Source organism: bacterium (assembly GCA_018814885.1).
In the GTDB taxonomy this organism is placed as follows: Bacteria; Krumholzibacteriota; Krumholzibacteriia; order LZORAL124-64-63; family LZORAL124-64-63; genus JAHIYU01.
In genome coordinates this window covers 1-24,692 of the sequence record JAHIYU010000092.1, presented here as the reverse complement: position 1 = coordinate 24,692, position 24,692 = coordinate 1, and the positions used below count along the sequence as shown (strand labels likewise).

Here is a 24,692-nt window from a genome sequence, read left to right as displayed (position 1 = left end):
CTTCGCCGTCGGGGCGGCCCTGCTGTTGCCCGTGCATGACTACGCCGGTCTGTCCATCCGCGGCGTGGCGGAGGCGGGGGGAGGAGCGGACTTCGATTTCGCCACCGGCTGGAGCCTCTCGCCGCAGGAACTCGCCACGCTGGTCATGCCGTCCGCTGCCGGCTTCGGACAGGCAACCTACCAGGGATTCATGCCCTTCACCGACTACCCCAACTACCTGGGCCTGCTGCCTCTGCTGCTCGGGGCCGCCGGCTTGACGATGCGCGAGCGGTGGTCGTCCCTGGCTCTGCTGGCGCTGGCGGTGCTGGCGCTGCTGATCTCCTTCGGCCGCTTCTTCCCGTTGCTCTACCGGCCGTGCTACGAACTGCTGCCGTACTTCAATAAGTTCCGCGTGCCCTCGATGATCCTCACCCTGACGGGCTTCGCCGTCGCCGTGCTGGCGGCGGGGGGATCCGCGCGCCTCGCGTACGGCGAGCTTCTCGCGAGCCGATGGCCGCGCGCGGTCGCCCTGGCCGCGGTCGGTCTCGGCGTCCTGCTGGCGCTCGGCGGCGCCGGCGTATTCCACGGCCTGCACGATGCCCGACTCGAGGACCTGGCCGTCGTGGCCGGGCGTCCCGCACCTTCGCCCACGATCCTGACCCTCGCCTGGCGGTTGCAGTCCGCCGATCTGGTGCGCGTCGGCCTGGTGCTGCTGGCGGCCGGCGCCGCCCTGCTCGCCGCCCTCCGGCACGCGGCCTTCCGCGCCCGCTGGCTCGTGTGGGTATTGCTGGTCCTGGCGACCGTGGATATGCTCGCCGTGGACCGGCGGATCACGCATCCCGAGCGCTCCCTGAAACAGGTCGCCCGCGACGCAAACGGCACCCCGGTGCTGGTCGACTCGCCGCGCATGCTCGAACCCGGCGCGCGACACCTGGAAAACACGCGGCCGGATGCGGACATGCTCGAACTGGCGGCGCTGCTGGGCCACGAACGCGCCTGGCCACTCGGACGCGACGCCGGGACCAATGATGGCATGATCGCGGGCGTGCGTTCCCTGGGGGGATACCATCCCGCCAAGCTGGAGGCCTACGAGAAGATCCGCAACCGTCTCTACGATCCCGCGCAGCCCGCCGGTCGCATCGCCAACTGGCTGGCCGGCAGCTACCTGACCTTCGACCGGCGCCTGCCCGATGCGCTGTTCCCGCGCCTGCAGGAACTGGGCGTCGATCTCGACCGGACGCCGATCTTCGCCGGGTCCCGCGTTTTCTACCGCAACCGCAGCGCCTTGCCCCGGGCGCGGCTAGTCTCGGCCTGGGCGCCCGTCGCCGGCGGCCTCGACGATTTTCTCGACGGGATGCAGGCTGGCCGCGAACCCGCGGGCGGGCGCGTCTTGCTCGATGCGGCGCCGGACCCCATGCCGGTAGCCGCGTCCGCGCCCCTGCCCGAGGTGGCGTACCTGGCGGACGGGATGAACGGGATCACGCTGCGCGTCGCGCCGCTCTCGTCCGCGATCCTGGTCCTGGCCGACATGTGGATGCCCGGCTGGACGGTCACCGTAGACGATAAGCCGGCCCGTCTGCTGAGGGCGGATCACGTGTTGAGGGCCGTCGCGTTGGCCGCCGGCGAGCATACGGTCAACTTCGCCTATGGTGATCCGGCCCTGAAACAGGGCTTGACCGTCGCCGCCGCCGGCTTTTTGCTGATATTGTCGTTGCTGGTATTCGGCGCCGGTTTCGCCCGCCCCCCCCCGCGGGAAGGACGCAGCACATAATGGATCCTGAACCCGGAGGAGCGGACTTGAAGAGCGTCGTGGTGATTCCGACGTACAGCGAGGCCGACAACATCGGGCGCATCGTGCCCGCCGTGCTCGAACGGGACCCCGACCTCTCGGTGCTGGTCGTGGACGACAGCTCGCCCGACGGCACGGCCGACATCGTCAAGGCCTTGCCCGAGTTCGGGAAGAGGGTCAACCTCCTGGAACGTCCGGTCAAGGAGGGGCTTGGCGCCGCCTATATCGCGGGATTCCAGTGGGTGCTGGAAAACACCGAGGCCGAGGCCATCTTCGAGATGGATGCCGATTTCAGCCACGATCCCGTGGCCCTGGACGAGTTTCTCGAGGAGATCAAGACCCACGACGTGGTGCTCGGCAGCCGCTACCTCTACGGCGTCACGGTGGTCAACTGGCCCCTGCGCCGCGTGATCCTGAGCGTCGGCGCCAACATCTACGCCCGGTTGGTCACGGGGATGCCCATCAAGGACTCCACCGGCGGTTTCAAGTGCTTCCGGCGCGAAGTGCTGGAAGCCTTGCCCCTGCCCGGCATCAAGAGCGGCGGCTATTCCTTCCAGATCGAGATGAATTACCACTGCTGGAAGCGCAATTACCGCATCAAGGAGATTCCGATCATGTTCGTCGATCGACAGGTCGGCGTTTCCAAGATGTCGAAGCGGATCATCTGGGAGGCCATGTGGATGGTCTGGGCTCTGCGTTTCCGGCGCATCCCGTGATCCGGCAAGCGTTTCGCACCCCGGCGCCGTGAAGAGGTCGTAGCTTGAAGCTGTCCATCGTCATCGTGCACTACAACACCTGCGACGATCTCGTGCGCTGCCTCGAGTCGCTGCGCCGTTGCCCGCCCCGCTGCGATTACGGCGTGGCCGTCGTGGACAACGCGTCCACCGCCCCGGGCTTGTCGGCCGCACAGGACCGCTTCCCCGAGGCGCGGTGGGTGCTCAACAGCCGCAACGAGGGTTATGCGCGCGGCTGCAACGCGGGCATGAGCGTGTACGATTCGACATACGTGCTGTTGCTCAACCCGGACATCATCCTGCAGCCGGGCGCCGTGGACGCGATGCTCGACGCCGCGGACGCGTACCCGCAGGCAGGCATCATCGGACCGCAGCTGCTCAACGAGGACGGCTCCGTGCAGGAGTCCTGCCGCCGCTTCTACACCCTCACCACGCTGATCATGCGCCGCACGTTCCTGGGCAGGCTCTTCCCGCGGTCGCGCGCCGTGGAGCTCCATCTCATGCGCGATTTCGACCACCGATCCACGCGCGCGGTCGACTGGGTGCTGGGCGGCTGCATGCTGGTCAGGCGGTCCGCCGTGGCGCGCGTCGGGCCGATCGACGAGCGGTTTTTCCTCTACTTCGAGGATGTCGACTGGTGCTACCGCATGTGGCAGGCCGGCTGCGAGGTGCTCTACCTGCCCGATGCGCGCTTCATCCACCGTCATCGACGCCAGAGCGCGGCGGGCGTCGGGGACCGGAGCTTCTGGCTCCACCTGGGCAGCCTGATCTCCTTCTACGAAAAATGGGGGATGCTCGTCTATCTGCTCAAGCGCTGGCGCGACCCCTTGAGCACCCTGCTGTTCTGGCTGGTGGACCTGGCGGCTCTCAATCTGGCTTTCGTCGGCGCCTATGCCCTGCGCGCCGCGGCGACGTCGCTCTTCATCGACCCCCTGTATCCGCTCGGGGAATACAAGCCCCTGCTGCTGTTCGCCAACCTTCTGACGACGGTGTCCTTCATCTTGCTGGGGCGCTACCGCTCGGGCGCGTTGCGCCGGCCCGTCCGTGCCGCCGAGCGCCTGCAACAGATCGCCACCGTTTCCCTGCTCCTGCTGGCGAGCACCTACCTCAGCCACCAGTCCGTGTACAGCCGGGCGGTGCTGCTGCTGTTCATCCCCTTGTTCGCCCTCACGGTCACGGTGGGGGAGCGGCTGTTCCGCCGCCTGCGCGAGAGCATGGAGCACGGTTACCTCTCCCTGGAGCGCATGCTGCTGGTGGGCGCCCCGCGCGAGATCGGCGCGTGGCTGACCGCGGCCGGAGACCTGAGGGAGCTGGGCCTGGACGCGGTCGGCTACCTGACCGACGCCAAACGGGACGAGGCCGTGCCCCTGGCCCGGGGCGAAGTGCCATGTCTCGGCGACGTCGGCCAGCTCGCCGCGGTGGTCCAGCGCTATCGCATCGCACAGGTGGTTTTCTGGCGCTGGCCGGACGGGGGTTTGAAGGAGCTGCGCGACCTGGCCCTGCTGCGCAGCCGGCGTATCCGCTTGCGCTGGCGTGTGGACGAGGCGTCCCTGTTGCAAGAGGGCGCGCGTCACGAGGCGTTCGGGAAGGACGTCAGCGCCGTCCTCGATCCCGGGACGGTCAACCCGGTGACCACCACCCTGGGCAGGCTTGTCGACGTAGCATGCGGGCTCGTATCGACGCTGTTGACCCTCGCGCCCTTCGCGGTCTCCGGCCTGTTCCCGGGCTGGACGTGGCGCCGCGTGAGGGTCCATCCGCGCGGAGCCCCCGAGAGCGCGTGGACCCAGCGGCTGGTGTATGGAAGCGACGGCAAACCGCGCGGCATGCCCTGGCAAGCGCCCTTGTGCTGGTCCTTGCTGCGCGGCCGCCTCGCCATGCGCGGCGTGCCCCTGGCGACCGCGGCGCTCGAAGCCGGACAGGCAGAGCAATCCGACACCCTGCGCGAGATGTGGCGGCTGTCACTTCCGTCCGCAGGTCTGACGGGCGACTGGGCCGGTGCCGGTACCGGCGCCAAGATCCTGGCCATTTGGCTCGAGCCGGCCGGCGTGACGCGGTTCGGCACTGGCGCCTACGAGGAGGACGATCGTTGAAACATGAAGGACTATCATCCGGTTGGTCGCGGGTTCTGCTCGCCTGCGGATTGATCCTGCTGCCGGTCGCGGCGCGAGCACAGAGCGTGACCCTGAGCACCCTGGTCAGCGCACAGGAATGCGTCGCCCTGCTCCCGCTGGACGGGAAGATCTACGCGGGTCTCTCCGACGGCGGCGTCCTGATCTGGGACCAGGCAGGCGACGGCGTCTACGAACGGTGGACGAGCCGGGAGGGCCTGGGCAGCAACCGAGTCACCGATCTGGCCACCGACGGCGGCGATATCTGGGTGGCCACCGACGGGGCCGGCCTCACGAGGATCACGCTGAGCGGCGGGGAACCCGGCTTTCGCCTCTTCACCAACATCGGCGTCGACCTCTCCGTGTCCGCGGTGGCCGCGTTGGAGGGGACGGCCAACGAACGCGTCTATTTCGGCCTGACCAACGGCGGTGTGGGCGTGATCAGCAGCGGTTTGCCGGGCAATATCTCCACCAGCGACGGCACCCAGGGCGGGCTCGTCAACGACCGCATCCGTGACCTGAAGTTCGCGGGCAGCGACCTCTGGATAGCCACCGACGAGGGCGTGTCGAGATTGCGCGAGAACGCCTTCACCGACATGAGCGCCGGCATCGGCTACACGAGCGTCGCCTGCCTGTTGGACGACCCTGCCGCGGGGCTGCTGGCCGGGGCCGCCAGCGGCGTGTGGTCGTGGGACGACGACCTTTCGACCTGGTCGCCGCTGGGAGCCATCGGCGCCTCGGTCCTGTCCCTGGCATCCTACGACGGCGACGTATGGGCGCTCACCACGGGCACCGGCGCGGCGGGACGGCTGCACCGCTGGAACGGCTCGACCTGGCTGGCCGGCGACCTGCCCGTGAGCGGCGCCCTGGCCATCGCTGCCGGCGACCTTCTCTGGGCCGGCGGCACTTCCCGTCCCCTCCAGTCGAACTACAAGGCCCTGCAGGCCTGGGCGGCCTCCTACGACGGGATCGACTGGACGCCGTGGATCACCGACGAGCTGCTGTTCACGTCCGTGGACGGCGTGGCCGTCGCTCCCGACGGCGGCGTCTGGATGGGCGCCCGCCAGGGCGCGGGTTTCGCGCGCTTCCGGGACGACACGTGGCACCAGGTCTTCCAGCTGGCCGTCGATGCGCCCGACTCGGTGGGTCTGTTCAACATCGACGGCGGCTTCATGGACGTGGACGTGCTGCCCGACGGCGAGGTCTGGATGACCCAGTTCGGCGCCGGCGGCGTCATCCGCTACCGTCCCGACCTGCCCGACTGCGACCACCTCAACTCGGACAACTCCGGACTGTCGAGCAACCGCGTCCTGCGCATCGTCCATCACCCCGACGGGCCGGTCCTGCTGTTGAGCGACCGCCAGGGCGTGGACGTGCTGCATGCACCCGCTTCCTGGCGCGATCCGACCGCCTGGCTGCACCTGCCCACCGACAACACGGGGCTGGGGAGCGTCAATGTCAGCGACGCCATACCCGGCGCCACGCCTGACCACGTGTGGTTCGTGGTGAAGGACGTGGGTCTCGTCCTGTGGGACGTCAATGGCGCCGCCGCGGACGGAGACCAGCCGCTGACCTGGGACGACCAGGCCGATGACACATGGGCGCCGCCCTTGACCTCGATCGTCGATACCTCATTCGATTTCACCGGTGCCCAGGCCGTGGCTGTGGCCGGCGACGGCACCGTATGGGTGGGCGGCGGCGGCGGCGTCATCCACTTCCGCCTCGACGGATACGGCGACGCGTATCTCGAAGTCACGCACCTGCATTCCGTGCGCGAAACGGGCAGTACCTCCCAGGTCGGCCTGATGCAGGGCTCGGTCCTGGACATCGAGCTGGATCGCAACGACGATCTCTGGGTGGCCCACGCGGCGGGGCTGGATCGCGTCAAGCTCCGCGACGGCGAGGTCCAGGTGGACGCCTTCACCGGCGCCGGGCAATACGCCGGCTTCGGCCTCGGCTCGAACTACTCCCCGGACATCCTGTCCGGTCTGCCGGACGGCATGGTGCGCGAACTGGCCTCCGACACCACGGGCTCGCTGCTGGTCGCCGGCTCGGAAGGCGGCGCAATCCTGATCGAGGTCGGTCCCGCCACGGCGGCGACCCTCGGTCCCCTGGACAGGCTCTACCTCTATCCGAACCCGCTGAAGCCGGCGGAGCATACGGGCCTGTATCTGGGCAACATCAGCGCCGAGGTGATCTATGGATATGATTTTTGGTCGGGCGGCGCCCATGTGGAGATCTTCACCATCGAGGGCCAGCTCGTCTACCGCGACCGGCACGTCGCGGACGACACGCCGTTCTGGACCGGCGTCAACCTGGAGGGCGCCCCCGTGGCCTCCGGCGTCTACCTGGTGCGCGTGCAGCTCGAGGGGCAAGTCGCGGTCAAGCCCGTCACGGTGGCGCGCTGACGGCGGAGAGGTGCGGTCATGACGCTCACGGGTCGGGATGGTGAGCGGTCGGACCGCCGGCGCCTGCTGGTGGTCGGTGCCGGGGAGGCCGGCCGGTCGCTGGCCCGGGAGATACGCGACGGCGCGTTCGCCCTGGAACCCGTGGCCTTCATCGACGACGACCCGGACCTGCTCGGCGGGCATGTCCTGGGCCTGCCCATCCTGGGCGGTCTCGAGGATCTGGTCGCCGCCGCCGCACTTGCCCGCGCCGAGGAAATCCTCATCGCCATACCGTCCGCCACCGGACCGGTGATCCGCAGGCTGGTGCTGCTGTGTCGTCGGGCGGGATTGCCGTTCAGGATCGCTCCCGGCATCCGCGCCATCATCGAAGGCGACGTGCACTTCGCCCAGGTGCGCGAGGTGGCGCCCGAAGACCTCCTGGGGCGCGAAACGGTTTCCTTCCGCGCGGGCGACGCGCGCGCCCTGATCCACGGCCGCAGCGTCATGATCACCGGTGCTGGCGGCACCATCGGCGCCGAACTCTGCCGTCGCGTGGGCGAGCTGGAGCCCCGCGAGCTGCTGTTGCTCGGACGTGGCGAGAACTCTCTGCACAAGATATCCCAGGAGCTGGCGAGCCGTTTCCCGCATCTGCGGACGCCGGTGCTGATCGCCGACGTGCGCGACCAGGAACGCCTGGACGTGTTCGCGACGCGACACCGGCCCGAGCTCGTCTTCCACGCCGCGGCGCACAAGCACGTCCCGCTGATGGAGGAGAATCCGGAGGAGGCGGTCTTCGTCAACGTACGCGGGACGGCCAACCTGATCCGCTTCGCCCGACGGGTCGGGGCAGAGCGTTTCGTGCTGATCTCGACCGACAAGGCCGTGGCGCCCGCCAGCGTCATGGGCGCCACCAAGCGGGTGGCAGAGATGCTGGTGGCCGCCGCGGGACGGGCGGGCGGCCGGACGCGTTTCATGACGGTCCGCTTCGGCAATGTGCTGGGCAGCCGCGGCTCCGTGGTGCCGTTATTCCAGGCGTGCATCCGCCGGGGCGTACCCCTGCCGGTCACCGACGACCGCATGACGCGCTACTTCATGACCGTCAAGGAGGCCGTGCTGCTGGTGATCGAGACCATGGTCATAGGCGAGAACGCCGCCACCTACATCCTCGAGATGGGCGACCCCGTGTCCATCATGGATCTCGCCCGCAACATGCTGGCCCTGGCCGGCTACGATCCCGAAAACGGCGACCTGGGCCCCGGCATCGTCAGCACGGGACTGCGGCCGGGCGAGAAGCTGCACGAGGCGCTCGTCGACACGGACGAACGTCTGGGTGCCAGCAGGAATCCCCTGATCAACCGGGCGCTGTCGCTGCGCGAGCGCGCATGCGATCCCGACGGGATCCTGGCGACTCTCCTGGAGCCGGCGCGCCGGGGAGAGATGTCCGGCGTCCGCGCCGCCCTGGCGCAAGTGCTGGGATCGCCGGAGTTCCCGTCGTGAGCAGCGTCGGCGCCGAGGGGGCCGGCACCGTCGCGGTGCGGGTGCACCGGGGACGCGCACGACCCGCAGCCTGGGACGCGCTGCTATCCGCGGCGCCTTCGCCGGACTTCACGCACCGGGCGGTCTGGACGTGCACCCTCGCCGAGAGGCTGCCCGGCCGGACGGGACTGTGGCTGCTCGCGGAAGTCGCCGGCATTGCAGTCGCGGGTATGGTCCTGCTCGAGACCCGACGCGGTCCCTTTCGCGTCATCGAAGGCCACTACGACGGCACCTGCGGTGCGCCGCTGGTGGCGGGCGGGCTCCCCGCAGAAGCGGCCGAGGCGGCGGTCGCGGCGCTCATGGCCGAGCTCGCCGAAGCGGTTCGCTCGCCGTTGGTCCTGTCCGCGGCGCTGCATCTGCCGCCCGCCTGGGATCGCTCCCTGGAGCCGGCCCTGAAGGACATGGGATTCACCCGCCAGGCGGTGCCGGTGGCCGTCATGCCCCTGAGGCTGGGCCTGGAACACGTCGAGCGCAACCTGCTGAAGAAGAACCGGCGCAACGAGCGCAACAAGGCCCTGCGCCGGGGCTGCGTCACCGGCGTCACCGACGATCCGGCCGTCATCGAAGAGTTCTATCCCATCTACCAGGAGGCCACCAGACGCTGGGGCGTCGATGCCGTCGGTCGCGACCTCTTGACCGATCTGCTGGCGGGCGGGGAGGGACGGGTCTTCTGCACCACGGTCAGGTTCGAGGGCGACCTGCTCGGCGCGCACTACAACTTCGCGGACGACGACACCGTGACCGCCTGGCTGGCTGCCACGGTCCCCGCGCGCAGCAAGGAGTTTTTTCCGTCCACGCTGCTGGTCTGGACGGACCTCGAGGAGGCCTGCCGCAGGGGAGCCGCCTGGCTCGATCTGGGCGCCCACGGCGGTCAGGCCGGCGTCGCCAACTTCAAGAAGCTGGTCGGCGCCGAGGAGTTGATCAGGGGCTGCTACACCCGCCACGCGGCGGGCGGGCGCATCTGGAGATTGACGCGCCGGCTGCGCCGCAGGTGGCGCCCTTGAGGCTCGTGCGCAAGGGTGGCGCGATCCTGGCGTCGCGTCTGGTCCAGGCGGGTCTGAGCGCCGCGTCCGGACTGCTGATCGCCCGAGCCCTGGGCCCCGAGGGACAGGGACTCTACGCCCTCACGATCACCGTCGTGCTCTTCGTGGCCGCGCTCGCGAACGGGGGCCTGGGGCTGGCGGCCGTGCCCGACCTGCGCGGGGGGCGGGTGCCGCTGGGCCGCATGCTGCTGGCGCAGATGTCATGGCTCGGCGTCGCCGGTCTCGTCCTCGGGGTGCTGGGCGTGATCGCCTGGCGTTCGGGCTTCGACGTCGCGGCCCAAGTACATCTCGGCTGGAACGCCCGCATCGCCGCATATGCCCTGGTGGGCACTCTGGCCCTGCTGGCCTTCGACATCCTTTTCTACGACCTGCTGGCCAGGGGGCGCCTGTTGACCGGGCCGACGGTGAACCTCTGCCGTGCCCTGCTGCATCTCGGCCTGCTCGTGTCCCTGTTGGCGGGCGACCGGCTGGATCTCGGCGGTGCGGTGTCGGTCTACGCCGCGGCGCAGGGCCTGGCGGCCCTGGCGGCGCTGGTGGTTCTGGCGCGGCTGGCCGGCCGACGGGAACCGGCCGTCGCCGAATCGTTGCCCGGATTGGTGATCCGTATCCTTCGCGCCGGCTGGCTCGGTCAGCTCTCGGCGGTGGCTTCGTTGCTGCATCTGCGGCTCGACCTCGCCCTGGTGGCGGCGTGGCACGGCGCGGGAGCCGTCGGCATCTACGCCGTGGCGGTGCTGGTGGGGGAGCTGCTCTGGTTGTTGCCGGGAGCCCTGCAGCCGTTGCTGGTCTATGCCTCCTCCGACGAGCAGGCGGATTCGCCCCGCGACGAGATCGCCGCCCGTGCCGTGCGCCTGGGCGTGCTGACCACGGCCGCGGCCGCCCTGGTCCTGTCCGCCTTGGCGCACCCCCTGCTGCGCCTGCTGTTCGGGGAGGATTTCGCCGCGGCGGCCGCACCGCTGAGGGCCCTGCTGCCCGGCATCGTCGTCTTCTCCGCGGGGTCGGTGCTGGCCGGCGATTTCATCGGCCGCGGGCGGCCCGTCTGGAACGCCCAGGCCAGCGGTGTCACAGTGGCGGTCAATATCCTGGCCGGCGTGGCGTTGATTCCCCGCTGGGCTGAAACAGGCGCCGCCTGGGCCTCGACCATCGCCTACACCGCGGGCACCCTCGTCATGATCGCTCGTTTCCGCCGCGCCACGGCACTCGGCTGGAGCGCCTTGCTGAAGCCGCGACTCTCCGATTTTTCACTTCGGCGCTGATTATTTTCGATATACGAACCAACGCGAGCCTATGAATCGTAACTGATTACCCGGTTATTAGTTATCTCATTAATAAAAAAGTGGAGTTACCCTCTTGACATGTTCATGGTGACGTAATAAAGTCCCGAGGTGATAAATGGTTAATCGCGGTGAATTTCAGGTGATCACTACCAGAAGGCGTCATGAGCGACTCCACGGACAGAACACAGCACAGTCGTCGCACCTTCAGCGGTTCCTACGAGCGCGCCGTGGATCCCAAGGGCAGGTTCAACCTGCCCTTCCAGTACCGCCGCGGCGACAGCGCCGAGTGCGACGACTACGTGGTCACTCTGGGTGTGGACGGCAACCTGTCCATATACCCGACCGACATCTGGGACGTGGTCTTCCAGACGGCCAAGACCAACGCGCGCACGGCCAAGGAGCAGGCCATCATCCGCCATGTCAGTGCGAACACGTTCGACATCATCCCCGACAAACAGGGCCGCGTGATGGTGCCGGTACACATGTTCGAAAACGTGGGCATCGACAAGCGCGTGCTCGTGGTGGGCATGGGGGATCATCTCGAGCTGTGGGACACGGACGTCTACACGGCTCACCAGAAGAGGAACATGCAGCTGGATACGGATTTCCTGCGCGAGTTCTTCTCCTGACGCGTGGACCGCCGATGGAGCGGCGGCCGGGAGGTTGGATGGAGCCAGATGGTCCGCCAGGGAGGGCGGACCGTGATAGGGAAGGATCCCAATGCCGCGAGAGACGACCCGACAGCCGCTGTACTTGCACCTTCTTGAGGGTGGCCTCGACTTCGAGATCCGCGAACACGACGGCGATGTTCGGGTCGTTCTCTCCGGTAGCCTCGACCGCAACCTGCTGGCGGATATCATCTCGACCCTCACGCCTCGCCTGGCCCGTCGTGATCGCAGGATCGTGCTGGACGGATCGCGTCTCGCTCACGTGGATTTTCGCGCGGTCGAGACGCTGGTAGACTGGGGGCGCCGTCTGCGCGCCTTCGGCCACACGCTGGTGCTCGACGGCTGGAGCCCCTACCTGCGGGCCATCCTGATTCTCGGCGGACGCTCGTACGCTCCCGCGCCCCCGCTCGCAGGACCGTTGATGGCACGTCACCGGACGTCCCTCTCGTGAGCGCCCCCGCCCACGTCCCCGTTCTCTGCGACACCTCCGTGTCGTTGCTCAGGCCCGCGCCGGGCCGCCGCTTCGTGGACGGCACTTTCGGCCTGGGCGGACATGCGCGGCGGCTGCTCGACGCTGGTGCCGAGGTGCTGGGGCTTGATCTGGATCCCGACGCCGTGGCGGCCTGCCGCGCCCTGGCGGTAGAGAAGCCCTCGCTGCGCTGTCGAGCGATTTCCTTTCGCAAGATGGGTGAGGCCTTGGCACGGGAGGGTTGGCCCGCGGTCGACGGCATCCTGCTCGACCTGGGCGTCAGTTCCCCCCAACTGGACGTGCCCGGCAAGGGCTTCACCTATCGCGAGGACGGCCCCCTCGACCTGCGCTTCGATCGGCAGACAGGCGACTCGGCGGCCGTCCTGGTGGCGCGCCTGGATGCGACGGCGCTCGCGGACCTGCTCTGGCGATACGGGGAGGAACGGCGTTCCCGCCGCATCGCGCGCGCCATCGTCGAGGCCGGCGAGCGCGAACCGATCGCCACGACCGCCCGTCTGCGCGATGTGGTGGCCGGCGTGGTAGGCGGCGGACCGCGGCTCAATGCTACCCTGAGCCGGGTGTTCCAGGCTCTACGCATCGCCGTGAACGACGAGCTGGAAGCCCTTCGCAGCGCCCTGCAGGCGGTCCCGGGCTGCTTGGCGCCGGGCGGCCGGCTGGTGGTCATCTCCTATCACTCCCTCGAGGACCGCATCGTCAAGCACTGGCTGTCCGACGCCAGTCGCGATTGCCTCTGTCCCCCCGAGGTGCCGGTCTGCGCCTGCAGCCACCGGCGGACCATGAATGTACTCTCGCGCCGCGCCGTGAGGCCGGACGAAGAGGAGCTCGCAGACAATCCGCGCGCTCGCAGCGCTCGCCTGCGGGCTGGAGAGAAGGTGTCATGATGCGTGCCTTGTTCAGCATGCTGGAGTGCGGCGCCGCCCGCCGCAGGACCATGGCCAGGTCTCGCAGTATCAGGGACCGGGCACCGCTGGTGATCGGTGCGGCCTGCTGCGTCGCCGTGGTCTTGTTCAGCCTCCTGGTGGCGTTTTCCAACGCCGTCGTCAAGGAGAGGCGCCTGCTGAGGGACCTGCGTGCGGACAAGGTCTATCTGGAAACCAAGATCGGTAGACTCGAGGAGGAATGGTACCGCGCCACCTCCCGCGATAGGATCGTCGCCCTGGCCGAGAAGGAGCTCGGTCTGGTCACCCCCGACGGCCCCGGACTCGTGGTCGTGCTGGCGTCTGCGGCGAAGGAGCGCCGCCTGCCCGCATGGCGCAAGGTCCTCGCGGCTGTCGGGGGTGGGGGCGGCGGCGTCAGGGAGGCCCTGGCCGAAGGGCCGCGGCCTTGAAGCGCGGCGTGCGCAGGCCGCGCATCAGATGGCTGCAACTGCTCATCCTGCTGCCTTTCCTGGTCCTGACCGTGCGCCTGGTGATCGTGCAGGTCTGCCGGCACGAAGCGTATCTGGAGCGGGCCGAGCGGCAATGGAAACACCGCGAGTCGATTCCCGCCACGCGCGGCAACCTCTACGATCGGCACGGACGTTCGCTGGCGCTGTCCCTGTCCACCTGGCGTCTGGGCATTTCCACCTGCCTGGTCGAAGATGCCGACAGCACGGCGGCCCACGTCAGCGGCATCCTCGGCCTCGACCCCCGCGGGCTGGCGGCGCGTATCGAGGCCGCCAGGCCGGACCACCTCATCCTGGAACGCAGCGCCGTGGTCCACCTGGACACGCTGGTGGCGCTGTGCCGGCATAAGGAAGTCACCCACGAGGAGCTGAGGACGCGGGCCTACCCCCTGGGCGGGATCGGAGCCTCGCTGCTGGGCTTCTGCCGCGAGGATCCGCAGGGGAGGCGTCTCACCACGGGTCTGGAGCAGGCGCTGGACGACGTGCTGGCGGGGACGCCGGGCGAGGGCCTGGTCTTCGCCAACGTCACCGGCGGCAGCGACGGACGCAAGGAACTGGTGCGGCCGCTGGACGGACTGGATGTGGTGCTGTCCATCGATGCCGACCTGCAGGCGATCGCCGAAGCCTGCCTGGTCGAGCAGGTGGCGGAATGCAACGCCGCCGGCGGCGCCGTGGTGATCGTGGATCCGCACAGCGGCGACATCCTGGCGGCGGCGGACACGCCGATCATGGCGGACAGGGCCCGGACCGCCCTCCCGGGCGCCTGGGACAACTTCTGCTTCACCGGGGCGTATGAGCCCGGTTCCGTGATGAAGATCTTCACGGCGGCGTCGCTGCTGCAGCACGCGGTGATCGACACCACGACCGCCTACGACTGCGACGACATACAATTCGACGGCTACAAGATCCGGAACTCCGAAAGCCGTGATTTCGGCGTGTTGTCCTTCACCGGCGCCTTCTCCCATTCCATCAACGTCTATTTCGCGCGCGCCGTGCTCAACCTGCGCCGGAGCGAGTTCCATCGCGACCTGGTGGAGTTCGGCTTCGGGGCGCCCTGCGGCCTGAAGTACCCGGGCAGGACCCGCGGCTCGCTCAAGCCGCCGGAGTCGTGGTCGGGAAGATCCCTGTCCACGCTCGCCATCGGACAGGAGATGACCTGCACGCCGATCCAGCTGGCCTTGGCGGCGGCGGCCGTGGCCAACGGTGGTGAGTTGATGGCGCCGCGTCTCGTCAAGGAGATCCGCAGCAAGGACGGTACGAGGTCGGAGGCGTTTCCTCCCGTGGTCCAGCACAGGGTGATGACGCCCGACCTGGCCGCCCTGCTGCGCGGCGCCCTGGCGCAGGCGGTGCGGGAGGGCACGGGCCGACTTGCTGCGGTGGCCTGGACCGAAGTGGCGGGCAAGACCGGCACGGCCCAGAAGGCCTTGCCGGGCCAGGGTTACGTGGACGGACTGTACATGTCGAGTTTCCTCGGCATGGCGCCCGCCTCCTCGCCGCGCCTGGTGATCCTGACCCTGCTGGACGAGGCCGACTACGCCCATCATTACGCTTCCCAGAGCGCGGCGCCCCTGTTCGCCAGCATCGTGGAGGAGATCGGGCGGGCCACGGACTGGTTCTCGGGCGTGGATGCGCGGGCGGGAGCCGTCGCCGAACGCCGGGATGGCAGCGAGGCGCACCAGGCTCCCGATCTGCTCTATCTCTCCACGCTGGCGGCCCGGGAAGAGGTGGCGCGCGTGGGCCTGAACCTGTCGGGCGCCCACAGCGACGGCGTCGTGGTAGCCCAGTCCCCGTCCCCCGGTACCCTCTGCCCCCGCGAGGGCTCCATCCGTGTGACGATCGCGCCCTATTCGCGCGCGTCGGTCGCGACCGGCGTCGCCTGCCCCGATCTGCGCGGCATGTCCAGCCGGCAGATCCGGCGCGCTGCCGCACGGCTCGGGCTGCCTCTGGTGACCGACGGTGTGGGGTACGTGATCGACCAGGAGCCGGCGCCGGGGGAACCGGTGGGCGCCGACGGCATCAACGTCAGGTTGGCCGCGAGATGGTGAGCCTGGGCGGCATCAGCGGGCTCTTCCCCGAACTGAGGCTCGACGGGGATCCCGACGTCGAAATCGAGCTCGTCTCGCTGGATTCCAGGCGCTGCGGCCCCCGCTCGCTGTTCGTGGCCGTGCAGGGCCACGAGGCCGACGGACACGCCTACGTCGCCGAGGCCGTCGCCGCGGGCTGTGCAGCCGTCCTGGTGGCGGCGGGTTTCGCCGCGCCGGTGGCCGTGCCGACGCTGCGCGCGGAAGATACCGGACCGTGGCCGGCGCGTCTAGCGCGCGTGCTGCTGGGCGAGCCGGACGAGGCGTTGACGGTGGTGGGCGTGACCGGGACGAACGGCAAGACGACCACCGCCTTTCTCGTGCGCGACCTGCTGGCGAAGACCGTCGGGGGTTGCGGCCTGCTGGGGACCATCCGCTACGAGACGGGCGCGCGCAGCACCGTGGCGCCGCTGACGACGCCGTACGGGCCGGCCCTGTACGGCATGCTGGCGGAGATGCGCGATCACGGGCTGGCGGCCGTCGCCCTGGAGATCTCCTCGCATGCGCTGGAACAGTCGCGGACTGCCGATCTCTCCCTGGACGCGGCCGTCCTGACCAATCTCGGCCGCGATCACCTCGATTATCACCCGTCCCCCGCAGCCTACCTGGCCGCCAAGGGTCGCATCCTGGACCTGCTGCGCGGCCCCCGCCGCGGCAAGCCGCCCGGTGTCGCCGTGATCAATGCGGCCGCGCCGGCGTTCGCCGCTCTGGACACCTCCGGGCTCCGCTGCCTGCGCTACGCCGCCGGACGAGGCGGCATGGCGGCGCAGGCGGCCGAGTTGCGGGTCATCGCTGCGGAACTGCGTCCGGACGGGACGGATCTGCGCTTCGACTACCGCGGCCGGGAGCTGTCCCTGTCCAGTCGTCTGGCGGGGCGCTTCAACGTGGACAATTTGACGGCAGCTCTGGCCGTGGGCCTGGCCCTGGGACTGGATGCCGAACCCTGCCTGGCTTCACTTTCCGCGGCGAGGCAGGTGCCGGGCCGGCTCGAGTTTTTCGCCTTGCCAACGGGCGCCACGGCGGTCGTGGACTACGCGCACACGCCGGACGCCCTGGCGGCCGTGCTAGAGACCTGCGGCGAGTTCACGACCGGGCGGATGATCGTGGTCTTCGGCTGCGGCGGCGACCGCGACCGGGGCAAGCGGGCGGAAATGGGTGCGGTCGCGGCGCGTCTCGCCGACGACACGTGGATCACCTCCGATAATCCGCGCACCGAGGAGCCGACGTCGATCTGCGACATGATCTACTTCGGTTTTCGCGCGGAGACAGACGTGCGTTCCGGCGCCTGTCGCGTGGAAGTCGACCGCACCCGCGCCATCCGCGGCGCCCTGGCCTCCGCGGCCGCCGGCGATACGGTGGTGATCGCGGGCAAGGGCCACGAGGACTACCAGCTCGTCGGCACCGAGCGCCGGGATCTGGACGACCGCCGGATCGTGCGCGACTGGATCGAGGAGGCCGCCGATGGCTGAGCCCCATGGCTATGCCCTGCACGCGGCCGCCGCCGATCTCGAGCGGGAGGGACTGCTGCGGGCCTGCCATCTCCATCTGGACGGGCGCTGGCGCCAGGGGCGGCCCGGCGGCGACGAGAGACCGGAGCTCGTCTTCAACGGCGCCAGCCTCGACTCGCGCACGATCGCCCTGGGAGAGCTCTTCGTGGGCCTGCCCGGCGCGCGCGCCGACGGGCGCGATTACGTGGGACAGGCACTGCGCGCCGGAGCGGCCGTCGCCCTCACGCGGATCTGGGAAGGGGGCGGAGCGGATCCCCTGCTCTCCGGCGATCCCGGACACGACGCGGCTATCCTGTTGAGCCCGGATCCCGCGGCCGCGCTGACGGCCCTGGCGCGATGCTGGCGCGGACGGATGACCGCCAAGGTGGCGGCGGTCACCGGCACCAACGGCAAGACGACCACCAAGGATCTCCTGGCCGCGCTGTGCGGCGCTGCGGCGCCGACCCACGCGACGGCCGGCAACTACAACAACGATCTCGGCCTGCCGCTGACCCTGCTCGGGCTCCGGCGCGACCACGACCTGGCAGTCGTGGAGCTGGGCGCCTCCCGCGCCGGGGACATCGACAGGTTGGCGGCCCTGGCTACCCCCCTGGTCGGGGTGATCACCAACGCCTCCGAAGCGCATCTGGCGAGCTTCGGATCACTGGCCGAGATCGTTCGTACCAAGGGCGAACTGCTGGACCATCTGCCGGACACCGGCGCCGCCGTGCTCAACGCGGACAGCCCCGGCTACGACGCCTGGCGCGCGCGGGCCGCCTGTACGGTGATCTCCTTCGGGCGCGCCGCCGGGGACCACCGGTGGTCCTGGCGTCCCGTGGACGGCGGGGGGGGGCTCACCCTCGACGGGCGTGAGATTCCGGTGCCCCTGCCCGGCCGCCACAACGGGGCCAACCTGGCGGCCGCCGTACTGGCGGCGGAGTTCCTGGTCGGCAAGGAACTGGACGTGGCGGCCGGCTTGGCGCATTATGCCGCATCGCCGCACCGCAGCCGTTGCCTGCGCCGGGGCGGCGTCACGGTCCTGGACGACACCTACAACGCCAACCCCGACAGCATGCTGACGGCCGCCGCCACGGCCGTGCAGTTGCCGGGCGAGGGACGCGTGATCGCGGTGCTCGGGTCCATGGCCGAGCTGGGACCGCGCAGCGCCGAGTTGCACGCGGCGACCGGTCGGGACCTGCGCGACGCCGGCGTGGACCTGCTGCTGGCCGTGGGCGAACACACGGCGCCCCTGGCGCGGGGTTTCATCGCGGCGGGCGGCACGGCCGTGCTCTGTGGCGACCATCTCACCGCCGCCCGCGAACTGGCCGCGCTGGTGCGCACCGGCGACCGCGTCCTGTTCAAGGGTTCCCGTTCGTCGGCCATGGAGATGGCGCTCGACGCCTTCCTGAAGCGCCTCGATCCCGACCTGGGCGATCTCGAGGGGAAATAGGATGTTCTATCATCTGCTCTATCCGCTGCACGAGCATTGGTCGGCTCTGAACGTCTTCCAGTACATCACCTTCCGGGCCGCCTACGCCACGGTCACGGCCCTGCTGATCAGCTTCATCTTCGGCGGCTGGGTCATTCGCAAGCTGCACGCCCTGCAGATCGGCGAGACGATCCGCTCGGACGGCCCCGAGCACCACAAGGCCAAGGCCGGCACGCCGACCATGGGCGGAGTGCTGATGATCAGCGCCATCGTCCTGCCGACGCTGCTGTGGGCCGATCTCACCAACCGCTTCGTGCAGCTCTGCCTGCTGGCCACGCTCTGGATGGGTACCCTGGGCTTCATCGATGACTATCTGAAGGTGGTCAAGAAGCGACCCAAGGGCATGATCGGTCGCGTCAAGCTGGTCGGACAGGTCGGCTTCAGCCTGATCCTCTTCGCCATCCTGCAGATCGAGGCGCCGGGCGGCACGCTGACGACGCAGCTGGCCGTACCTTTTCTGAAGGACGTCTTCCTGGAGGTCGGCTGGCTGTACCTGCCCCTGGTCGTGATGGTCGTGACCGGCACGAGCAATGCCGTGAACCTCACCGACGGACTGGACGGGCTGGCCATCGGCCTGAGCGCGTTCGTCTTCCTCGGCTTTGCGGCCCTGTCCTACCTTACCGGCAATGTCATCTTCGCCGATTACCTGAACATCTCCTATCTCGCCGGCGCGGGCGAGCTGACCATCTACTGCGCGGCCGTGGTTGGCGCGGCCCTCGGTTTCCTCTGGTTCAACGCGCACCCGGCGCAGATCTTCATGGGCGATACCGGCAGCCTGGCGCTGGGCGGTGCTCTCGGGACCGTGGCGATCCTGGTCAAGCGCGAGCTGCTGCTGGTCGTCCTCGGCGGCATGTTCGTCGTGGAGGCGCTGAGCGTGATGCTGCAGGTGGCATCGTACCGCTGGCGCGGCGGAAAGCGGATCTTCCGCATGGCGCCACTCCATCATCATTTCGAGCTGTCGGGCTGGTCGGAGACCCAGGTGGTGGTCCGGTTCTGGGTCGTGGGCATCCTGCTGCTCCTGATGAGCATGAGCACCTTGAAACTCCAGTAGTCGGGAGCCTCCGGGGAGGGCCCGGGCCGGGGAGGGACCGTGCGGGTCGAGGGCACACGCTGGCTGGTGATCGGTCTGGCGCGCAGCGGCTGCGCGGCGGGCGGTCTGCTGCGGCGCCACGGCGCGCGTGTGGTCGGCGTCGACGACGCGGACCTCTCCGGGATCGAGGCGCGCTGGGCGCAGTCCGGAGCGAGGAGCGCGGCCGCGGCCGCCTTCGACGAGGTGATCGCGGGCGCGGACTGGCCGGAGCGGGTGGCGCGTCCCGACGGCATCGTGATCAGCCCCGGCGTGCCGTCCGGACATCCCGCACTGGGGAGATGGCCCGCTACGCCGTTGCTCGGCGAGATAGAACTGGCGTCGCGTTTCCACCGCGGCCGCGCGATCGCCATCACGGGCACCAACGGCAAGACCACGACAACCGAGCTCACGGCGCATCTGCTGCGCACGGCCGGTATCGAGGCGCTGGCCCTGGGCAACGTGGGGCGCCCCTTCGCCGACCGCGTCGACGAGCTGGGGCCGGAGTCTGTGGCGGTGCTGGAGGTGAGCAGCTTCCAGCTCGAGACGATAGACGGCTTTTCCCCGGAAGCGGGAGCGGTCCTGAACCTGGCGCCGGACCACCTGGACCGTTATGCGGATCTGGACGCCTACTACGCAGCCAAGCGCCGCCTGGCGACGTGCCTGCAGCCGGGCGGACTCTTCGTGACCTGGACCGGTTGTGCGCCAGCCCTGGCCTGGCCGGTGGGTCGCAGGCTTCTCTTCGGCGATGTCGCGGCTGGAGCGGAAGTCCACGTCGCGGATGGTGTCCTGTGCCGGACACTCGCGGACGGCCTGGAGCCGATCCTGCCCGTGGGCGAGATGCCGCTGCAGGGAGCGCCGAACCTCCTGAACGCCTGCGCCGCGGTCGCCCTGGTCTCGCCGTGGCGACTTTCCGCCGACGTGCTGGCCGCAGGGATGCGGGCCTTCGCGGGCCTGCCGCACCGTCAGGAGGTGGTGGCCAGACGCGGCGGCCTGGTCTTCGTCAACGATTCCAAGGCCACCAACGTGCACGCCGTGTGTGCCGGACTGGCCGGGTACGAGAGGGAGGTCTACCTGATCCTCGGCGGTAGCGGCAAGGCCGAGGACTTCGCGCCTCTGCGCCGGGCCATGGGGCCCGTCGCGCGGGCCGTGCTGATCGGCGACGAAGCCGAACGCATCGCGGCGGCGCTGGCGGGAGCGGTGCCGATCGCCAGGGCCGCTTCCCTGCCGGAGGCCGTACGCGCGGCCGTCGCGGCGGCGGGCGAGCGCGGCACCATCCTGTTGAGCCCCGCCTGCGCCAGCTTCGACATGTTCCGGGACTACAACGAGCGGGGCGAGGCCTTCCGCGCGGAAGCGCTACGCCTGGCCGCGGGAGACGGGGTACGAGGATGAACCGCCGCGCACGCGATTTCCTGACCTGGCTCGAGCAGTTCGACGGCTGGCTGCTGCTGTCGGTGGTGCTGCTGGCCGTACTGGGGCTCGTCATGGTGTACAACGCCGGTTCCTTCCGTGTGGCATCGAGCACCTACTACCTGGTCCACCACCTGGCCAGACTGATCATCGGCTTCGCCCTGATGGTCTTTTTCGCCGGGCGCGACTACCGGTTCCTGAGACGGCCGCGCGTCGTGCTGCTCCTGGTGGTCGCGGCCCTCGTGATGGTGTCGATGACCATCCTCTTCAGGGGCACCGCCCTGGTTATCACCCGGGCCGGCGCCAGCCGCTGGCTGAACCTGCCCTACTTGCCGGTGCAGCCGGTGGAGTTGCTGAAGGTGGCCCTGGTGATCTTCCTGGCCCACCGTTGCGCGGGCGGCTTCGCGAGGGTCGCGCGGGACCGCGGACGGCTGCTGGTCACGCTCGCCGTCCCCGTCGCGGGGATCGTGCTGCTGGTGCTGCAGCCCAACTTCGGCAACGCCGCCGTGATGTTGATCATCACCATCCTCGTCCTCTTCGTCGCGGGCTTGCCGGCGCGCCTGCTGGCGGGGTTGAGCGCGGTCGCCGCGATCGTGGCCGTGCCGGGGTACTTCCTCAGCGCCAAGATCGCCAGCAGACTGGATGCCTGGTGGACGGTCCTCAACGGCGGCCGGGGGGAGTACCAGGTGGAACAGTCCCTCATCGGCCTGGGTGCCGGCGGCTGGCACGGCGCGGGCTTCGGTGCCAGCCACCAGCGCTTCTCCTTCCTGCCCGATCCCCACACGGATTTCATCTTCTCCGTCATGGGCGAGGAGCTGGGGCTGATCGGGTGCCTGCTGATGCTGTTTCTGTTCGTGCTTTTCGCCTGGCGGGGGTATAACATCGCCCGTACCGCGGGAGACGATTTCGGCAGTCTTACGGCCGCTGGCCTGACCACCATGATCGTCGTCTACGCGGTCATCAACATCGGGATGGTCACCGCCCTGCTGCCGGTCATGGGCTTGCCGCTGCCCTTCGTCAGTTACGGTGGATCGGCGATGATTACCAACTTGGCCGCCGTCGGCATCCTCCTGAGCATCGATCGTCAGGGACGCGAGCTGCGCGCCCTGCGCAAGCGCGTCACCCGTATCGCCTCGTGATTCGGATCCCCGGTGCATGATGGGGGTCGCCAGCCGCCCGGGAGGTACGTGTTGACATCCGACCGGCAGGCGCGCTGCGAACCGAGCGACGAGCCCCTGCGCCTGATGATCACCGGCGGGGGCACGGGGGGCCATGTCTATCCGGGTCTGGCCGTGGCGGAAGCCCTGCGGCGCCTGGAGCCGGCGTCACGGATTCTGTTCGTCGGTACGCGCGCGGGCATCGAGGCGGAGCTGGTTCCCCGGGCCGGTTTCGAGATCGCGTACGTCAGGGCGTCGGGCTTCCGCGGTCTCGGTGCGAGGGCGCGTCTGCGCTTCCTGTGGAACTCGGCGTCTGGTTTCTGGGGGAGCCTTCGTGCGATCCGCCGGTTTCGGCCCGACGTCGTGCTCGGCACCGGCGGCTACGTCAGCCTGCCCGTGGCGGCGGCCGCACGCCTGCTGGGCGTGCCCCTGGCGCTCCAGGAGCAGAATGCCGTGCCGGGCAGCACCAACAGGTTGCTCGGACGCTGGGCCCGGCGCGTCTATCTTGGCTTCGCCGAGGCGGCCGTCCATTTCCGGTCCGGCCTGACGCAGGATACGGGCAACCCGGTCAGGGAGGCCTTCCTCACCGCACTACCCGGCGCCGGCGAAGCGGGCCGCGCCGTCGGTGCGGGGAGGCCGTTCAGGCTGCTGGTCTTCGGGGGCAGCCGTGGCGCGCGCACGCTCAATCGCGCCGCCGTCGCAGCCGCGCGCGACTGGACGCGGAGCCCGGACATGCAGATCCGTCTGCAGACCGGCCGGGACGATCTCGATTCGGTGGCCCGGGCCTATGAGGCTGCGGATCACGTGGTCGTGGCGCCGTACATCGACGATATGCCGGAGGCGCTGGCCTGGGCGGATCTGGTGGTGAGCAGGGCGGGTGCCATGACCCTGGCGGAGCTGGCCGCGGCCGGCAAGCCTGCGGTGCTGGTGCCCTTTCCCCACGCCACGGACAACCATCAGCTGCGCAATGCGAAGGCGCGCGAGGAGGCCGGCGCCGCCTTCCTGCTGCTGGACGAACTGTGCGACGGCGGTTCGCTCGCCGGTGTCGTCGCCGGGTTGCGCGGCGATCCCGCCGGCCTGTCGGACATGGCCGACGCCAGCCGCGCCCTGGCGCGACCCGACGCGGCCATGAAGATCGCCACGGACCTGATGAGGCTGAGCGGACGGTTGCCCGCTCGTGGAGGCGCAAGTGTTCCGTAACACGCGACACGTACATCTGGTGGCCATCGGCGGCATCGGCATGAGCGGCATCGCGGAGATCCTGCTCAACCTGGGCTTCCGGGTCAGCGGCAGCGATCTGCTCGACTCCACGGCGACGGAGAGGCTCCGCAAGCGGGGCGCGACGATCCACGTGGGCCACCGGGAGGAACAGGTGCGGGGAGCCGACGTCGTGGTCTATTCCTCCGCCGTGTCCGAGACGAATCCGGAGATCACCGCGGCGCGCCGCGACGGCATCCCGGTGATCCGCCGGGCCGAGATGCTCGCCGAGCTCATGCGCCTCAAGTACGGCATCGCCGTGGCGGGCTCGCACGGCAAGACCACCACGACCTCGCTGGTCGCGGAGGTGCTGGCGGCCGGCGGGCTGGATCCCACCGTGCTCGTGGGCGGACGGGCCCTGACCACCGGTGCGAACGCCATCCTGGGCCGGGGGGAATACCTGGTGGCGGAGGCCGACGAGAGCGACGGCTCCTTCCTGCAGCTGGTGCCGGCCATCGCCGTGGTCACGAACATGGATCTGGAACACGTGGACTACTATCCCGATCTCGCGGCCCTGCGCGCCGCCTTCGCGGTTTTTCTGGCGAAGGTCCCCTTCTACGGCGCCTGCATTCTGTGCGGGGACGATCCCGAGGTGCGCGCCCTGATCCCCGGTCTCGACCGCAAGGTGATCACCTACGGCCTGAACCCCGGGGCGGACGTCCGCGGCGTACCCGATGATGAGCGGGCGATGTCGGCCACGGTGCTCGTGGGCGAACGCGAGATGGGACGCCTCCAGTTGCGGCTCGCCGGGCGGCACAACCTGTCCAACGCCCTCGCCGCGGTCGCCGTGGGCATGGAACTGGGGGTCCCCTTCGGCCAGACCGCGCAGGCGCTCGCCGGTTTCGCCGGCGTGGGACGCCGCTACGAAGACCGCGGCGAGCACGGCGGCGTGCTGGTGGTGGACGACTACGGCCATCATCCCACCGAACTGGCGGCGACGTTGCGGGTGGCCCGCACGTCGGGCCGCCGCGTGGTGGTCCTCTTCCAGCCGCACCGTTTCACCCGGACACGGCATTTCCACGCACAGTTCGCCGCGGCCCTGGCGGCGGCCGATCACGTGGGCCTGTTGCCGGTCTACGCCGCCAGCGAGGAGCCGCTCGTCGGCGTCGACAGCGGTCTCATCGCCGGAGCCATGGCGCGTCTGGGCTTCGCGGCTGTGGATTTGCTGGAGGGCGCGGACGCGATCGACCGCTGGCTCGACGACCGCCTGGAGCCCGGCGACCTGCTGGTGACCCTGGGCGCCGGCGACATCGGCCGCCGCGTGGCCGGGATCTGCGGGCATCTGGACGGGAGGTCGGACAGGTGACCCGGGCGCCGACCCCCGCGAGCGTGTTGCCGGGCCGCGCCGGCGGG

19 protein-coding genes are annotated in these 24,692 nt (G+C 69.6%); all 19 read left to right on the top strand.

From position 1 onward, the window contains the following. On the top strand, nt 1-1,750 hold a 1,750-nt coding region (locus KJ554_05755), incomplete at its 5' end, for a YfhO family protein (protein MBU0741843.1). Further along, on the top strand, nt 1,750-2,484 hold the full coding sequence (locus KJ554_05750) for a polyprenol monophosphomannose synthase (GenBank protein MBU0741842.1): 735 nt from the start codon (nt 1,750-1,752) through the stop codon (nt 2,482-2,484). The genes KJ554_05755 and KJ554_05750, both read left to right, overlap by 1 nt. Nucleotides 2,485-2,528: 44 nt before the next feature. After that, the gene (locus KJ554_05745) at nt 2,529-4,592 is read left to right on the top strand and encodes a glycosyltransferase (GenBank protein ID MBU0741841.1); all 2,064 of its coding nucleotides are present in this window, start codon (nt 2,529-2,531) and stop codon (nt 4,590-4,592) included. After that, nucleotides 4,589-7,018 (top strand): hypothetical protein, encoded by a 2,430-nt coding sequence (locus tag KJ554_05740; protein MBU0741840.1) that lies wholly within the window; start codon nt 4,589-4,591, stop codon nt 7,016-7,018. The genes KJ554_05745 and KJ554_05740 overlap by 4 nt, the downstream gene beginning before the upstream one ends. Nucleotides 7,019-7,036: 18 nt before the next feature. Beyond that, nucleotides 7,037-8,494 (top strand): polysaccharide biosynthesis protein, encoded by a 1,458-nt coding sequence (locus KJ554_05735; protein MBU0741839.1) that lies wholly within the window; start codon nt 7,037-7,039, stop codon nt 8,492-8,494. Next, nucleotides 8,491-9,537 carry a GNAT family N-acetyltransferase gene (locus KJ554_05730; protein ID MBU0741838.1) on the top strand — a complete coding sequence of 349 codons (1,047 nt, stop codon included), beginning with the start codon at nt 8,491-8,493 and terminating at the stop codon, nt 9,535-9,537. Before KJ554_05735 ends, KJ554_05730 begins: the two co-directional genes overlap by 4 nt. After that, on the top strand, nt 9,534-10,829 hold the full coding sequence (locus tag KJ554_05725; GenBank protein ID MBU0741837.1) for a polysaccharide biosynthesis C-terminal domain-containing protein: 1,296 nt from the start codon (nt 9,534-9,536) through the stop codon (nt 10,827-10,829). The genes KJ554_05730 and KJ554_05725 overlap by 4 nt, the downstream gene beginning before the upstream one ends. A gap of 182 nt (nt 10,830-11,011) precedes the next feature. Next, a complete protein-coding gene (locus KJ554_05720; protein MBU0741836.1) occupies nt 11,012-11,479 on the top strand; it encodes a hypothetical protein in 468 nt (155 codons plus the stop codon). Nucleotides 11,480-11,570: 91 nt separating this feature from the next. Further along, nucleotides 11,571-11,969: an STAS domain-containing protein gene (locus KJ554_05715; GenBank protein ID MBU0741835.1), complete on the top strand. Its 399-nt coding sequence runs from the start codon at nt 11,571-11,573 to the stop codon at nt 11,967-11,969. Further along, nucleotides 11,966-12,889, top strand: a complete 924-nt coding sequence (gene rsmH, locus KJ554_05710) for a 16S rRNA (cytosine(1402)-N(4))-methyltransferase RsmH (protein MBU0741834.1) — start codon at nt 11,966-11,968, stop codon at nt 12,887-12,889. Before KJ554_05715 ends, rsmH begins: the two co-directional genes overlap by 4 nt. Next, nucleotides 12,886-13,335 carry a hypothetical protein gene (locus KJ554_05705; GenBank protein MBU0741833.1) on the top strand — a complete coding sequence of 150 codons (450 nt, stop codon included), beginning with the start codon at nt 12,886-12,888 and terminating at the stop codon, nt 13,333-13,335. The genes rsmH and KJ554_05705 overlap by 4 nt, the downstream gene beginning before the upstream one ends. Beyond that, nucleotides 13,332-15,437, top strand: a complete 2,106-nt coding sequence (locus KJ554_05700; protein ID MBU0741832.1) for a PASTA domain-containing protein — start codon at nt 13,332-13,334, stop codon at nt 15,435-15,437. The genes KJ554_05705 and KJ554_05700 overlap by 4 nt, the downstream gene beginning before the upstream one ends. Beyond that, nucleotides 15,431-16,942 (top strand): UDP-N-acetylmuramoyl-L-alanyl-D-glutamate--2,6-diaminopimelate ligase, encoded by a 1,512-nt coding sequence (locus KJ554_05695; GenBank protein MBU0741831.1) that lies wholly within the window; start codon nt 15,431-15,433, stop codon nt 16,940-16,942. The genes KJ554_05700 and KJ554_05695 overlap by 7 nt, the downstream gene beginning before the upstream one ends. After that, entirely contained in the window at nt 16,935-18,410 is a 1,476-nt protein-coding gene (gene murF / locus KJ554_05690) for a UDP-N-acetylmuramoyl-tripeptide--D-alanyl-D-alanine ligase (protein MBU0741830.1), read from the top strand. Before KJ554_05695 ends, murF begins: the two co-directional genes overlap by 8 nt. 1 nt (nt 18,411) lies before the next feature. Further along, the gene (gene mraY, locus KJ554_05685) at nt 18,412-19,500 is read left to right on the top strand and encodes a phospho-N-acetylmuramoyl-pentapeptide-transferase (GenBank protein MBU0741829.1); all 1,089 of its coding nucleotides are present in this window, start codon (nt 18,412-18,414) and stop codon (nt 19,498-19,500) included. A gap of 39 nt (nt 19,501-19,539) precedes the next feature. Beyond that, complete coding sequence (gene murD / locus KJ554_05680) at nt 19,540-20,907, top strand: UDP-N-acetylmuramoyl-L-alanine--D-glutamate ligase (GenBank protein MBU0741828.1); 1,368 nt, start codon at nt 19,540-19,542, stop codon at nt 20,905-20,907. Further along, entirely contained in the window at nt 20,904-22,064 is a 1,161-nt protein-coding gene (locus KJ554_05675; protein MBU0741827.1) for an FtsW/RodA/SpoVE family cell cycle protein, read from the top strand. Before murD ends, KJ554_05675 begins: the two co-directional genes overlap by 4 nt. Before the next feature lie 48 nt (nt 22,065-22,112). Then, nucleotides 22,113-23,282: an undecaprenyldiphospho-muramoylpentapeptide beta-N-acetylglucosaminyltransferase gene (gene murG / locus KJ554_05670; protein ID MBU0741826.1), complete on the top strand. Its 1,170-nt coding sequence runs from the start codon at nt 22,113-22,115 to the stop codon at nt 23,280-23,282. Continuing rightward, nucleotides 23,272-24,645 carry a UDP-N-acetylmuramate--L-alanine ligase gene (locus KJ554_05665; protein ID MBU0741825.1) on the top strand — a complete coding sequence of 458 codons (1,374 nt, stop codon included), beginning with the start codon at nt 23,272-23,274 and terminating at the stop codon, nt 24,643-24,645. The genes murG and KJ554_05665 overlap by 11 nt, the downstream gene beginning before the upstream one ends. Nucleotides 24,646-24,692: the final 47 nt, after the last annotated feature.